Below are 13870 nucleotides of genomic sequence, written 5' to 3' on the forward strand. Positions count from 1 at the left end.
GGGAATCTTCACTTTTGAGACAAGCTCTTTTTAAAAATTATTTCAATTTCTTCCCTAACCTGTAATCCACCATCCCACTAAATTTCTTTGTATTCATTGGCGTAGCTGACATCCGCAGCATCCCCGCATTACCACCCGCGGCAAGTCTCGCACTCGTTTTCGTAGGATACACTCCATTCGTCAGGTAATAATTAATGTCATACAGGTTCTCGTCCTTTGTTAAACTACCCCATGGCGCACTGATATAATCCGCCGCAGAATCAGTCGGAGAAATCCCTGAATAATACCCGCCTGTATGGCCCGCATTTTCAGTAGCGAAGTTAATCGCATACAAATCAGCCAGGTATTGCTCTTTACCGGTACTATCATAGTCAGATAGGGTAAAGGTGATAAAACCACAAGGTTTACCATAAGTGGTCGTGCCTACCAGTTGCACATTCATATACGGTTTCAGGTTGTTGAGTGTCATCTCACTGGCAGATGCTGTATTGCCGGATGTAATGAAGAACACATGATCCAGTGCCAGTCCACCCGTAGCAGACGGGAAGTTCACACTTGCTTCGAGCCCTACCCGGTCCAGGTTAGCCGTCAGCTTATCATTGTACAGGTAATAATACATGGTCTTGCCTGCAGCGCTGGCCGGTGCAATGGCACTGTCCAGGTATTCTGCCGTCGTTACGGAACCACCTCCATTATACCGAAGGTCCACGATCAGGTTCGTGATACCCGCCGCCTTAAATTTGGCAAAGAGGGCATCCAGTGCTGTCTTGGTAGGTGAAGCCACCCCTTTGCTGGTATAAGTGCTGGTGAAAGTGTAGAACACAAAATAACCCACTTTAGCCCCATTGATGGTATAAGTCGTATCAAAGAGTACAGGATTGATATTATAAGTAGCCGTAGCCAGATCATAAGAGGCCGAAGTAGAACTTGTACCTGATTTGATCACCTTCAGGGTCACTGATGTAGAATAATACAGGGCATTCAGCACCTTGGTATAATTGCTGCCGGAACTTCCGTCATAGGAAATATTAGTATCGCCATTGATCGCCGTGATCCTGTCGCCCCGCTGTAACCCGGCCTGACCCGCAGGGGAGTTCTTATCCACATAGAGTACGTACAGGTAGGTGGTCGTCCTGGTAGCATCAGCGTATACATAAGTCACTTCCATCCCATAATCACCAGAAGTCGCGGCTACTTTTTTCAGTGATCCGGACACCCCATCCTGCAGGGAAGATGATAAAGACCCTGTTCTGTCCAGGAAACTATACCTGTCCAGTACAGTAGAACCACTGCCTACAGCATATGCTTTCATCCTTTCCAGCAGGGAATCGGCATTGGCATAAGTACTGCTCAGCGGGTTCAGGGTAGGTACATTGGAATACCAATAATAGGTAGGCAGACTGGTAGTCGTGCTTCTGCCACCATCTACATAGCTCACCTGCATGGTATTATACATCAGGTATTTTAATGAATCCTCGTCGGAGGTGGCGGTGCCGGTAGTCGTGGTAGTTGTGCTCCCGGCTTTACTTTCTTTTTTACAGGCAGAAAAAAATCCTGCGCACATTGTTCCTGTGATCAGTACGGCCAGCGTAAATCTTTTATTCATGAGATAGGATGGATTTTCAAATCAATTGATACTTATACAATACGACTGTATTGGACTGCCCCGCTGGTTTAAAGTTTACTTTTTAAGGAAAAGTTAATATGCTGCCGAAAAGTCACATTAAAAGCTAAAACAATTTAGCCGATCTCTACTCGCCAGTACAGCTATTCTTCCATTTATAAAATAAAGCGTATTTTATCCCGCGAAAACTTATTTTTACGTCCTTTATCATGCTAAAATTCCAGACACTCTCAACATGAAAAAACTCATCATTCCGGCCCTTTTGCTGGCATCCTGTTTTGCAAAGGCCCAGACTGTGAACAGCGTCTCCGACCCGGTGGAATGGGTCAATCCACTTATGGGAACCGATTCAAAGGGTTCCTTGTCCACTGGTAATACCTATCCGGCTATTGCCTGCCCATGGGGTATGAATTTCTGGATGCCGCAGACCGGCAAAATGGGCGACGGATGGGCGTACACCTATCATTCGGACAAACTGCGTGGTTTCAAACAAACCCACCAGCCCAGCCCATGGATCAACGATTACGGCCAGTTTGCCATCATGCCGGTGACAAAATCCGTTAAATTCAAGGAAGATGACAGAGCCAGCTGGTTTTCGCACAAAGCGGAAGTAGCCAAGCCTTATTATTATAGTGTATACCTGGCGGATCACAACGTGACCACAGAAATCACTCCGACTGAGAGAGCTGCCGCTATCCGTTTTACCTATGGTAAGGAAGACAGTGCTTTCGTAGTGATCGATGCGCTGGACAAAGGTTCTTACATTAAGGTATTGCCTGCAGAGCACAAGATCGTTGGTTATACTACCAAGAACAGTGGCGGTGTACCGGCTAATTTCAAAAACTACTTCGTCCTCACCTTCGACAAGCCTTTCACTTATGTCGCTACCTTCAAAAATGGTAACCTGACCAAAGGTGTTGAAGAAGCAAAGGATAACCACGTAGGTGCCGTAATCGGCTTCGCTACCGTAAAAGGTGAGCAGGTAAACGTGAAAGTGGCTTCTTCCTTCATCAGCCCTGAACAGGCGCAGTTGAACCTGAACCAGGAAATTGGCAGCAGCACTTTCGAGGCGATCAGAGACAAGGCAAAAGCCGCCTGGAATACAGAAATGAGCCGTATCAAGGTAGAAGGTGGTACATCTGACCAGACCCGTACTTTCTATTCCTGCCTGTACCGCTCCATGCTGTTCCCGCGTAAATTCTATGAATACGACGCAAAAGGTGCAGTGGTGCACTACAGCCCTTATAATGGCCAGGTACTGCCAGGCTATATGTTCACCGACAATGGTTTCTGGGATACTTTCCGTGCCCAGTTCCCCTTCTTTAACATGATGTATCCTTCTATGAACGCCCACATCATGGAAGGTATGGTGAACGCTTACAAGGAAAGTGGCTGGTTGCCTGAATGGGCGAGCCCTGGTCACCGCGGTTGTATGATCGGTTCCAACTCTGCTTCCCTGATTGCAGATGCTTACCTGAAAGGAGTAAGAGGTTTCGACATCAATACTGCCTACGAAGCGATCATCAAGAACTCCAACAATGAAGGTCCGCTGGAATCGGTAGGACGCAGAGGGGTGAAATACTACAATAAACTGGGTTATGTGCCTTATGATGTAAAAATCAATGAGAACACTGCCCGTACACTGGAATACTGTTATGATGACTGGACTATCTGGAAACTGGCAGTAGCCCTGAACCGTCCAAAGGCGGAAATCGAGCGTTTTGCAAAGCAGGCACGTAACTACCGCAATGTATTTGATGCTGAAAGCAAATTAATGCGTGGTAAGAATGAGAATGGTAAATTCCAGACTCCTTTCAACCCTACCAAATGGGGAGATGCATTCACCGAGGGTAACAGCTGGCACTATAGCTGGTCTGTATTCCACGACGTACAGGGCCTGATCAACCTGATGGGTGGTAAGGAAACCTTTGTAAAGATGCTGGATTCCGTATTCTCTATGCCTCCGGTATTCGACGATAGCTACTATGGTAGCACCATTCATGAAATCCGCGAAATGCAGATCATGAACTTTGGTCAGTATGCACACGGTAACCAGCCTATCCAGCACATGATTTACCTGTATAACTATGCAGGTACCCCATGGAAATCCCAGTACTGGCTCAGGGAGGTGATGAACCGCCTGTACTCAGCTACCCCTGATGGTTACTGCGGTGATGAGGATAATGGTCAGACTTCTGCCTGGTATGTATTCAGTGCACTGGGCTTCTACCCGGTTACACCTGGTGCGCCACAGTATGTAGTAGGTGCGCCGCTGTTTAAGAAAGCAACTGTAAAACTGGAAAATGGTAAGGAGATCGTGATCAACGCGCCAAGGAACAGTGATGAAAACCGTTATATCAGGTCCGCTACCTTCAATGGTGAGAACCTGACTAATAACTGGCTGGATTACAATGCTTTGATGAAAGGTGCAACTATCGACTTCGATATGGATGCTACTCCCAATAAGAGCAGGGGCATCTCTGATAAGGATGTGCCTTATTCTATGACCCAGGAAGTTAAATAAGTTAAAATAATATCATTACAGATAGCAAGCCCCCTCGAAAGAGGGGGCTTTTTTAGTATAAGGCTATAGTGAAGCTTTTATGCCAACTCATCACAAATACGGCACCTCTATATCACTAGTATATCACTTCATTATCCCAAGGATATAGAGGTGATATACTAGCACTCTATAAGTATACTTTTAGAGATGTATTAGCATAAGGTTCGGGCTATCGTCGGAACCTCATCAGAATAGGAGAACGTGGTATTTAAATTGTATGTTTGTTAGCTATGAAACAGGTCAGACTATTACTCTGCTTAGCCCTACCGGCTATCTTATTCAGCTGCGCACATGCCCCCTACAGTACTACCAATAAGGTGTACCGCAAGCAGGCTACATCTTATGCCCGTACCCTGCGCGCAGAACCTGGCGGGCAATGGATTGGTACTACCAATTTCAACATGCGTAAGCCCAATTACGTGATCATTCACCATACAGCCCAGGGCACCTGCGACAGTACCTTCAGAACTTTTACCCTGACCCGTACCAATGTAAGCGCCCACTATGTGATCTGTAAAGATGGTACCGTGGTACAAATGCTCAACGATTACCTCCGGGCATGGCATGCCGGCCTGTCTAAATGGGGCAATGTGACGGATATGAACTCCTGTTCCATTGGTATTGAACTGGATAACAATGGATATATGCCCTTTCAGCCCCGGCAGATCAATAGCCTGATGGTTTTACTGGACACCCTGAAACACCGGTATAATATTCCTGCGGCGAACTTTATCGGCCATGGCGATATTGCTCCTGCCCGCAAAAATGACCCCAACCGGTATTTCCCCTGGCAGCAACTGGCCGAAAAAGGCTTTGGCCTCTGGTACGATACCACCCATGTGACCCTGCCGGCAGATTTCAATACAAAACAGGCACTGCGCCTCTTTGGCTATGATGTAAAGGATACCAGCGCCGCAATTATTGCATTTAAAAGGCATTTTGTTCCGGCAGACTCATTAACCGGCATTAAACTGGATGAAGGAGAGAAGAAGATCCTCTATAATCTCATGCAAAAAAGTGAATAAAGACCTGGAAACGGTCATCAGTAGCTGTTCCTGTTTATTTTTCTTTATATCGGCTGCTATAGCCAGGAAAGGTGATGCCCTTTGCCTTAAAACAAGACTGCATGCTCCCTTGGGGAATTCCCGCTTTTAGGAAGCCCGTAATCCCTCTAAAGTGTCAAATCTTACAAAAATATTAACAACTTAGTCTATAATACTTGTAGGATAATAAAATCCTTCTTAATTTTACCCTGTATTTAACAATCGCCGCTTAATGTCTGTATAAGTAGTAGAATATTCCTACTCATCATAATTAAATCAACGCAATTGTGAGTCATGTCAATTGCTGGTCCAGAACCGGCCTGGCGTTGCCATGGTCATTAATTACCCGAAATCTGATATAATGCACAACCAACTACTCAAAATCGCCGGTATGATACTGGCTCTCCTCCTCACATTTCAATGGGGGCAGGCGCAGGATACCCGGATTACAGGGGTGGTCACATCCCGTACTGATGCTACACCTATTCCCGGTGCTATTGTCACTGTAAAAGGCAGCAGCCATGGTACACAAACTGATGCGGACGGTAAGTATTCGATCACCGTATCACCAAAAGATACGCTCCGCATCTCCTTTATTGGTTTCGCTACTGTTGAGCAGGTCGTTGGCGCCGGCCATACCCTGAACGTGGCCCTGGAAAATAATGAAAGCAAACTCCAGGAAGTAGTGGTAACAGCCCTCGGCATCAGCCGTGAAAAGCGTTCCCTGGGTTATGCCGTACAGGAACTAAAAACCAAAGATATTGCCGAAGCCCGCGAGTCAAACGTGGTGAACGCACTGACTGGCAAGATTGCCGGTGTAACCGTAACGAGCAGCCAGGGTAGTATGGGTTCTTCCCGTATCGTGGTGAGAGGAGAAAGCTCCATCGGTGGTTATAACCAACCTTTATTTATTGTAGATGGTATTCCATTGGATAATAGGCAGCTGGGTGTAGGTACAGGCCGTGACTTTGCAAACGCTATTGCCGATCTGAACTCAGATGATATTGAATCACTCAACGTACTGAAAGGACCGAACGCTGCTGCGTTGTACGGTTCCCGTGCTTCTGCAGGCGTACTCGTCATTAAAACCAAAACGGGTAAAGGTATCAAAGGTTATGGCGTAACGTTAAACAGCAGCGCTACTTTCGATAACCTGCTGGTACTACCTAAATATCAGAACAGCTATGGACAGGGTTCCGCTGGCCAGTTCTCCTATGTAGATGGTAAAGGAGGTGGAATCAATGATGGTGATGATGAAAGCTGGGGTCCGAAAATGGATGGCCGCCTGATCCCACAGTTCTTTTCCAATGGGGTGGCAGTGCCTTTCGTAGCGCATCCAGACAACGTGAAGGATTTCTATCAAACCGGTTATACCCTGAACAATGGTGTTTCAGTAAGCGGTAGCAACGAAAAAGTAGATTATCGTTTCTCTTTCAATAATACCAAACAGACTGGTATCATGCCCAACACGGGTATCACCCGCAATTCATTTGCAGTGAATACCACTTTCCACCTGACAGATAAGCTCACATTGAGTACTTATGCTAACTACGTAAAAGCCGGTGCAGACAACCTGCCTGGTATTGATGGAAAACGTGCGAACAGCGTGCCATTACAGTTCACCTGGTTTGGTCGCCAGGTAGATACCCGTTTGCTCAGGAACTATAAAAATGCAGATGGTACTGACTTCAACTGGAACCATAGCTACTATAGCAATCCATACTGGATCCAGTATGAAAATACAGTGGGTCAGGCGCGTAACCGTTTCTTTGGAAATGCCCGCCTGAGCTATGCTGTCACTGACTGGCTCTCTGCCAATTTCCGCATAGGTACCGATACGTATAACGATAAACGTAAGTACAAGATCGCTTACTATACAAATGGTACACCTTACGGTTCTTATACTGAAGACAGTTATGTGGTGACCGAAACCAACGGAGAATTCACCCTGAATGCAAATAAAAAGCTGAACAGCAACTTTACCATAGATGGTCTGGTAGGTGGTAACATCCGTACTAACCAATATGAGAATAACTATCAGCAGGCACCGAGACTGGCAGTGAAAGATGTATATACATTGAATAACTCCCGCGATGCGCTGATCTCAACAAATGTATTGACCCGCCTGAAAGTATACAGTGGTTTTGCTTCTGCAACATTGTCCTACAAAAACTGGGCATTCCTGAATGCGACCGCACGTAATGACTGGTCTTCTACACTGTCTAGCGGCAATAACTCTTACTTCTATCCATCTGTGAATGCCAGCGTGGTACTGACGGATGCGCTGCATATTCAAAGCAAGGTGCTGACAAACCTGAAAGTAAGAGGTGGCTGGGCAATGGTAGGTAAGGATACCGATCCTTATCAGCTGATCAATACTTATCCATTCAGCCAGCCATTCGGTAGTGCACCAATGCTGACTGTGAGTGATATCTACCTGGTAAAGAACCTGAAACCTGAAATTACACATGCTACAGAAATCGGTGTGGAAGCAGGTTTCCTGAAAGATCGTATCCATGCTGATGTGACTTATTATTCTTCTACCGGTTACAACCAGATCCTGCCGGCAGACGTAAGTGCGAGTACCGGTGAGCTGAAAAAGATCCTGAACACTGGTGAGATCAACAACCATGGTGTGGAAGTGATGCTGGGAGGTACACCAATCACCACTCCTTCCGGTTTCCGCTGGGATGTAAATATCAACTACGCAAAGAATATCTCTAAAGTAATAGCGCTCGACGAAGAAGGTTTCCTGAACAATTATGTGCTGGGTACTTCCGGCAACATGCAGGTACTGGCTACCAAAGGTCAGCGTTACGGCGCCCTGTATGGTAAAGCTTACCAGCGTAATGAAAAGGGCGAGATCGTTGTAGCCAATGGTGCACCGGTTGTAGCCGCCGACAAGAAAATACTAGGTTACTATACCCCAAAATGGACGGGTAGTATCAACAATAATTTCTCTTTCAAAGGCTTCTCTCTTGGATTCCTGATTGATACCCGCCAGGGTGGTCAGATCTGGTCCGGTACTAACTACACTGGTAATTATACAGGTGTACTGGCGCAGACTATGCCAGGCAGGGACGAGGAGCATGGTGGTATTCCTTATTACTATGCAGCCAGTGATCCGAAGACGGCAGTTCGCCTGGAAAACCACAATGCGGCTGCGCCAAATGGAGAAACCGTACATCATGATGGTCTCATCTTTGACGGCGTAACTGCTGACGGTAAAAAGAACGAAACCATCCTGGGTGCAGAAAGCTATTACAAAGCGGTATATAACAGTTCTCTCAATGAGAGCAGTGTGTACAGTGCCAGTTTTATCAAGCTGAGAGAGGTGAGAGTTGGTTATGCATTGCCGGCAACATTAACACACAGATGGGGTTTACAGGGTGTGAATCTGACCGTGACAGCACGTAACTTATTCTACATCGATAAAAAGGTGCCAAATATTGATCCGGAAACGGCTTTCAATACAGGTAACGGACAGGGGCTGGAAACCTTACAGATCCCAACTACGCGTAGCATAGGTGTGAACCTGAAAGTATCCTTCTAATTGAACCTTCAAAAAATCAGATCATGAAATTATTCAAATATATACTGTGGGTAGCTGGTATTGCGCTTGTGCTCACATCCTGCTCCAAGGAGCTGGAAAGGATTAACAAAAATCCGAACGAAGCCGAATCCGCACAGCCGGATTACCTGCTCACCAATGGGATCAAAATGAACGTGGATACTTACTGGGGCACTGATGCTGCGATGGAAACAAGCCTGCTGTATGTGCAGTACTGGGCCAAGATCCAGTACACGGACCCGGATAGATATATTCCTGCATCTACCAATATCCAGACCGTGTGGAATAACTTTTATGCACAGGGTGTAGAGGATTTCACTACCCTGATCCAGTTGGGCGATACATTGCACAACCCGAACTACAAAGCCGTTGGTATCATCATGCGTTCCTGGATTTTCCAGGTGCTGACTGACCTGTATGGCGATGTGCCTTATACGCAGACAGCGAACATTGAAAAATACCTGACACCAAAATACGATAACCAGCGTGATATCTACCTGGGATTGCTGGCAGAGCTGAAAACAGCAGCAGGCCTGATCAATACCAGTGGTGATGCCATTAGTGGAGATGTGTTGTATAGTGGTAATATGACTAAATGGAAGAAGTTTGCGAACTCCCTGCGGCTGCGCATCGCGCTGAGGATAGCGGACCAGGAGTTTGATGCAGCGAAAGCCGTGTTCGACGAAATTGGTGCTGACAACAGTGCTTTGATTGCTGCGAACAGCGAGGCTGCACAGCTGGTATACCTGGCATCTCCTAACCAGAACCCGGTGGGAAAAAACAGGGAGACACGGAATGATTACCGTATCAGTAAGACGGTGGTAGATTTACTGCGTTCCTACAATGATCCCCGTCTGAATATATATGCAGCGTTTCCTAAAGAGACAAATGTGATACTGGGTGTGACCAATGGCCTGGCTACGGATTCTGCTAACAAACTTGGGTTGAACAAGACTTCGGATGTAGGTGCTGTATTCACTGCTTCAACAGCACCAGGCGTGATTTTTAACTACGCTGAGTTACTGTTCATCAAGGCGGAAGCCGCACAGAGAGGTTTACTGAGCGGAGATGCAGCAGATCTGTACAATCAGGCAATTACTGCTTCGCTGAAACAATATAATGTGAGTGATGCTGATGTGGCTACTTACCTGGCACAGGCATCAGTAGCTTACGATGCTACGAATTACAGGAAATCTATTGGTGAGCAGAAGTGGCTGGCACTGTTTGGAGAAGGGCTGGAAGGATTTGCTGAGTGGAGAAGGCTGGATTACCCGGTACTGGCACCCGCTTATAGAGGCGTGTTGGGTGGAAAGATTCCTTTGCGCTTAACTTATCCTTCTGCAGAGCAGGCGCTGAACGGAGCGAATTACAAGGCGGCTGTGGCGCACCAGGGAGCCGATCAGCTGGTCACCCGCTTGTGGTTTGATGTAAGATAAATGTTGATCACATAAAAAAGGGGGGCAGTCTCAGACTGCCCCCCTTTTTGTTTTTCCCCTTTGCGTAAATAAAATTCCTTTTCCGCTTATAATTATGCTTTCAGATAAGGGATTTTTGCACAATCAGATACACACTTGTTCAATTTGTAATAGTAAAAAGTGATGAATCGGGCCCCGACGTTTGCCGGGGCTTTTTTGTACAAGCACTTAGAAGGTCGGAGATTTACCACCGTCAACAGGGATACTCGTACCTGTGATGTAGCCTGCGGCAGGTGTAGCAAGAAATGCAATTGTGGCTGCAATTTCTTTTGCATCTCCGAATCGTTTCATTGGTATTTCACTTAGCATTTCCTGTTCTATCACCTGTCTTTCCACGTTCCGCTTTTTAGCGCTCGTCTTTATCAGGGATTGCAGGCGGCTTGTGTTGGTGGAACCTGGCAATACGTTATTGACAGTCACGCCATACTGTGCCAGTTCTGTCGCCATGGTCTTGGCCCATGCTGCAACGGAAAGGCGGATGGTATTGGACACGCCCAGGTTTTTGAGCGGTGCTTTTACGGAGGTAGAGATTACGTTGATGATCCTGCCATAACCAGCTCCGATCATACCAGTGAGCACGGCTTGTGCAAGAATGTGATTATTCACCAGGTGCTGATTAAAAGCGTCGATGAAATCCTGTACTTCAGCTTCTACGATCGGGCCTGCAGCAGGACCTCCTGTATTATTGATCAGGATGTGAATTGTTTGTTTGTCTGCGACTGTCCTGATAGCTTCTTCCACCTCTTTGGGGTGCCTGAAGTCGGCGACAAGATAACTATGCTCCTGGAAATGTTCTGCTTCGAGCGTAGGTATAATTTCTTTCAGGGCATCCTCGTTTCTGGCCATTAAGATACATTCTGCTCCTAAAGCGGCCAGTTCTTTGGCTGTGGCTAATCCAATACCCTGTGTGGCGCCACAGATCAGGGCGGTTTTTCCCTTTAACGATAATTCCATACTATTTCATGACTAACAGTTTCTCAAAACAAAGCAAAACAAGACACGTTGGGTTTTTCAGGAAGCTAAGATAAGGCAATATACTATACCACCTTTCTTATACACGAACGTATATACGTTTTTTATCCAGGAATTTACCCACACACCAGCAAAACAGCATGTATGTGATTGCAAAGAGGAGAGAGCCTGCTTTGCCCGGGGCTAATGGCTGGAAAAAGTGGTTGTTGATCCAGGCATATACTGATTCGTTCCCAATAGTAAAGAAAAACAGGAATATAACCATCACTTCGGACAAAAGATAAAGGAATAAAGGATTTTTCCCGAAGGTGGTGAAGAACCCGGTCCATGCTGTTTTCTCTTGTACGTCTATGATATACAAAAGCAAGGTCAGGATCAGGAGGTCCAATCCGGCGGTGAGCAACACGAAGGTACTGGTCCATAACTTTTTATTAATTGGGAAATTTGTATTCCAGAATGTAGCCAGGATGATAAAGAAGCAACCTACCCTGATGAGGGTACTAAGCGTATTGGGCCTGCGTTTCTGGATATAGAGGCCGGCATAATAACCGATGACTACATTCACAATTGCGGGCAGTGTACTGAGTAATCCTTCGGGTTCGGAGATGGTGCCTTTATCGTGGTACATGTGATTTTCACCAAGAATTAACTTATCGAAATGAACGGCGGCATTGGTAGAGAACCCATACGGATCAGCCGCATCGCCAGCGAAGCGCATAATGATCCAGTAGCCGACCAGTAATAATCCGCTGATGATCCATACTGCTTTCTGGGGCAGGAACCGGATCATGAGGGAAGCGAAGCAGTAGCAGAGGGCAATTCTTTGCAGTACCCCCATGATGCGGGTATTGCTGATTGAATTGAAAGCCAGGCTACCGTCGTCGGTGTGATGAACAAAAGGGAGCCAGTACATGATGAAACCCAGGAGGAAGATGAGGAGGGTTCTTTTGAATATTTTCGAGAGTACAGTGGCGTTATCCAGGTCGTAGTACTTGCGCATGCTAAAGCTCATGGCATTGCCCACGGCGAAGAGGAATGACGGAAACACCAGGTCGGTGGGTGTGAAGCCATGCCAGGCGGCGTGTTCCAGTGGTGCAAATATATCATTGGTACCGGGAGTGTTCACAATGATCATAAAGCAGATGGTGAGGCCACGGAATACGTCCAGTGGCAGAAAGCGTTGATTTGCTGCTTGCATTGGTAAGGATTGTATTGGTATAAATATAATGCAAGCATTGACTTATTACAATAATCTTCTCTGTGGGCTGCCTATGGCTGCTGTGGAGGAAGATTTGAAACCTGGTCTGTGGCCGGTGTGATTAAAATCAAGTGCCAGATTTGCCGTCCTCCATTATTTTTGCTGTATTAAATAATCATTTTATACTTTAGTAGTAAACACAGCCTTTATTGAATCACAAAGTTACTATAGCAGACATAGCCAGGGAGTTGAACCTGACGGGCGCCACTGTGTCGAGGGCCTTGAATAACCGCAAGGGTACCAGTGAGGAAACCCGGAAGATGGTGCAGGAAGTGGCGGAAAGGATGAACTACCGGAGAGACAGGATCGCGTGGTCACTGCGCTCCGGCAGGACCAATATTATTGGAGTCATCATTCCAAGTGCGGAAATCAACTTTTTTGGCTCTGTGATCCACGGTATTGAGAGCATGGCCAACCAGCATGGTTATAATGTATTGATCTATCAGTCTAACGAACAGCCGGAGTATGAGCAGAAGGGGATAGAAACCTTTCTGAGTACCCGGGTAGATGGTATCCTGGCGTCTATTGCCAAGGAGACTTTAGACTTTAGTCACTACCTCGAGATCAAGGAGCGGGGAGTGCCGCTGGTCTTTTTTGACCGTGCGAACGATAGCCTGAATATTCCTTCGGTGGTGGTCGATGACTTCAAGGGGGCTTATTATGCTACGGAGCACCTGATCCGTCAGGGATACAAGCGTATTGCCCATATTACGGGGCAGCAACACCTGAAGATCTTTAAGGATCGCCTGGAGGGCTATAAATCTGCCCTGGCAGCATATGGGCTACCGGTGGAACCGGACCTGATCTACCAGGGGAACGTTTCGATTGAGGCGGGTAGGCAGGCGATTGCCCATTTCCTGGGGCTGCCACAGCCGCCGGATGCGGTATTTGCGGTGGAGGATTTTACGGCCCTGGGAGTGGTGAAGGAGTTGAAAGACAGGGGGATCGATATGCCGGAAGCCTTTGGGGTGGTAGGGTTTGCGAATGAGTCATTTGATGAGCATATTACGCCGAGTTTGTCAAGTATAGATCAGCAGACGGTGCAGATGGGGAAAGAGGCTTTTAAACTGCTGATGGAGATGATTAATGAGGGAGAGGAGGGTACGCTGGTAAAGTCAAGGGTTGTATTGGACCCGGTTCCTGTATACAGGCAGTCGTCAATGCGGAGATAAAAAGAAAAAGGCCCTTCAACGTAAACGATTACGAAAAAATAATTCATTCATTTACAACTTATTACGTAGAATCTTTTGCCTTTTGTAAAATTTATTGTAATCGTTTACGTAAATCTCATATTTTTATGTCGTGATTCCACATTTTTAAACGTTATAAAATTCCATGGCTATAGAAAACAAGATCTAATAAGC

8 protein-coding genes are annotated in these 13870 nt (G+C 46.5%); 5 read left to right on the forward strand and 3 right to left on the reverse strand.

Going from position 1 to position 13870, the window contains the following annotated elements:
* Window positions 1–37: 37 nt before the first annotated feature.
* Complete coding sequence (locus tag U0033_RS25000) at window positions 38–1606, reverse strand: S41 family peptidase (RefSeq protein WP_072360356.1); 1569 nt, start codon at window positions 1604–1606, stop codon at window positions 38–40.
* Window positions 1607–1859: 253 nt separating this feature from the next.
* Between U0033_RS25000 and U0033_RS25005 the strand changes: the two genes are divergently transcribed.
* The 4 genes from U0033_RS25005 to U0033_RS25020 all read left to right on the forward strand — a co-directional run bounded on the left by U0033_RS25005 (window position 1860) and on the right by U0033_RS25020 (window position 10237).
* On the forward strand, window positions 1860–4148 hold the full coding sequence (locus U0033_RS25005; protein ID WP_072360358.1) for a GH92 family glycosyl hydrolase: 2289 nt from the start codon (window positions 1860–1862) through the stop codon (window positions 4146–4148).
* A 269-nt stretch (window positions 4149–4417) separates the two neighbouring features.
* The gene (locus U0033_RS25010; RefSeq protein WP_072360360.1) at window positions 4418–5212 is read left to right on the forward strand and encodes an N-acetylmuramoyl-L-alanine amidase; all 795 of its coding nucleotides are present in this window, start codon (window positions 4418–4420) and stop codon (window positions 5210–5212) included.
* A gap of 379 nt (window positions 5213–5591) precedes the next feature.
* The gene (locus U0033_RS25015; protein ID WP_072360872.1) at window positions 5592–8783 is read left to right on the forward strand and encodes a SusC/RagA family TonB-linked outer membrane protein; all 3192 of its coding nucleotides are present in this window, start codon (window positions 5592–5594) and stop codon (window positions 8781–8783) included.
* Window positions 8784–8806: 23 nt separating this feature from the next.
* Window positions 8807–10237: a SusD/RagB family nutrient-binding outer membrane lipoprotein gene (locus U0033_RS25020; protein ID WP_072360362.1), complete on the forward strand. Its 1431-nt coding sequence runs from the start codon at window positions 8807–8809 to the stop codon at window positions 10235–10237.
* Between the two features lie 207 nt (window positions 10238–10444).
* On the opposite strand, the gene U0033_RS25025 is transcribed toward U0033_RS25020, so the two are convergent.
* Window positions 10445–11230 carry an SDR family oxidoreductase gene (locus tag U0033_RS25025; RefSeq protein WP_072360363.1) on the reverse strand — a complete coding sequence of 262 codons (786 nt, stop codon included), beginning with the start codon at window positions 11228–11230 and terminating at the stop codon, window positions 10445–10447.
* A gap of 97 nt (window positions 11231–11327) precedes the next feature.
* On the reverse strand, window positions 11328–12446 hold the full coding sequence (locus U0033_RS25030; protein WP_072360365.1) for an acyltransferase family protein: 1119 nt from the start codon (window positions 12444–12446) through the stop codon (window positions 11328–11330).
* Window positions 12447–12655: 209 nt separating this feature from the next.
* Here U0033_RS25030 and U0033_RS25035 point away from each other — a divergent pair, with 209 nt between their 5' ends.
* Window positions 12656–13678, forward strand: a complete 1023-nt coding sequence (locus tag U0033_RS25035; protein ID WP_072360367.1) for a LacI family DNA-binding transcriptional regulator — start codon at window positions 12656–12658, stop codon at window positions 13676–13678.
* Window positions 13679–13870 lie beyond the last annotated feature (192 nt).

The sequence above is a fragment of the Chitinophaga sancti genome (genome assembly GCF_034424315.1).
GTDB classification, from domain to species: domain Bacteria; phylum Bacteroidota; class Bacteroidia; order Chitinophagales; family Chitinophagaceae; genus Chitinophaga; species Chitinophaga sancti.

Bases quoted from the DNA above. Each gene is read 5' to 3' on its own strand.
- U0033_RS25000 (WP_072360356.1), bottom strand. From the start codon at position 1,606: ATGAATAAAAGATTTACGCTGGCCGTACTGATCACAGGAACAATGTGC.
- U0033_RS25005 (WP_072360358.1), top strand. From the start codon at position 1,860: ATGAAAAAACTCATCATTCCGGCCCTTTTGCTGGCATCCTGTTTTGCA.
- U0033_RS25010 (WP_072360360.1), top strand. From the start codon at position 4,418: ATGAAACAGGTCAGACTATTACTCTGCTTAGCCCTACCGGCTATCTTA.
- U0033_RS25015 (WP_072360872.1), top strand. From the start codon at position 5,592: ATGCACAACCAACTACTCAAAATCGCCGGTATGATACTGGCTCTCCTC.
- U0033_RS25020 (WP_072360362.1), top strand. From the start codon at position 8,807: ATGAAATTATTCAAATATATACTGTGGGTAGCTGGTATTGCGCTTGTG.
- U0033_RS25025 (WP_072360363.1), bottom strand. From the start codon at position 11,230: ATGGAATTATCGTTAAAGGGAAAAACCGCCCTGATCTGTGGCGCCACA.
- U0033_RS25030 (WP_072360365.1), bottom strand. From the start codon at position 12,446: ATGCAAGCAGCAAATCAACGCTTTCTGCCACTGGACGTATTCCGTGGC.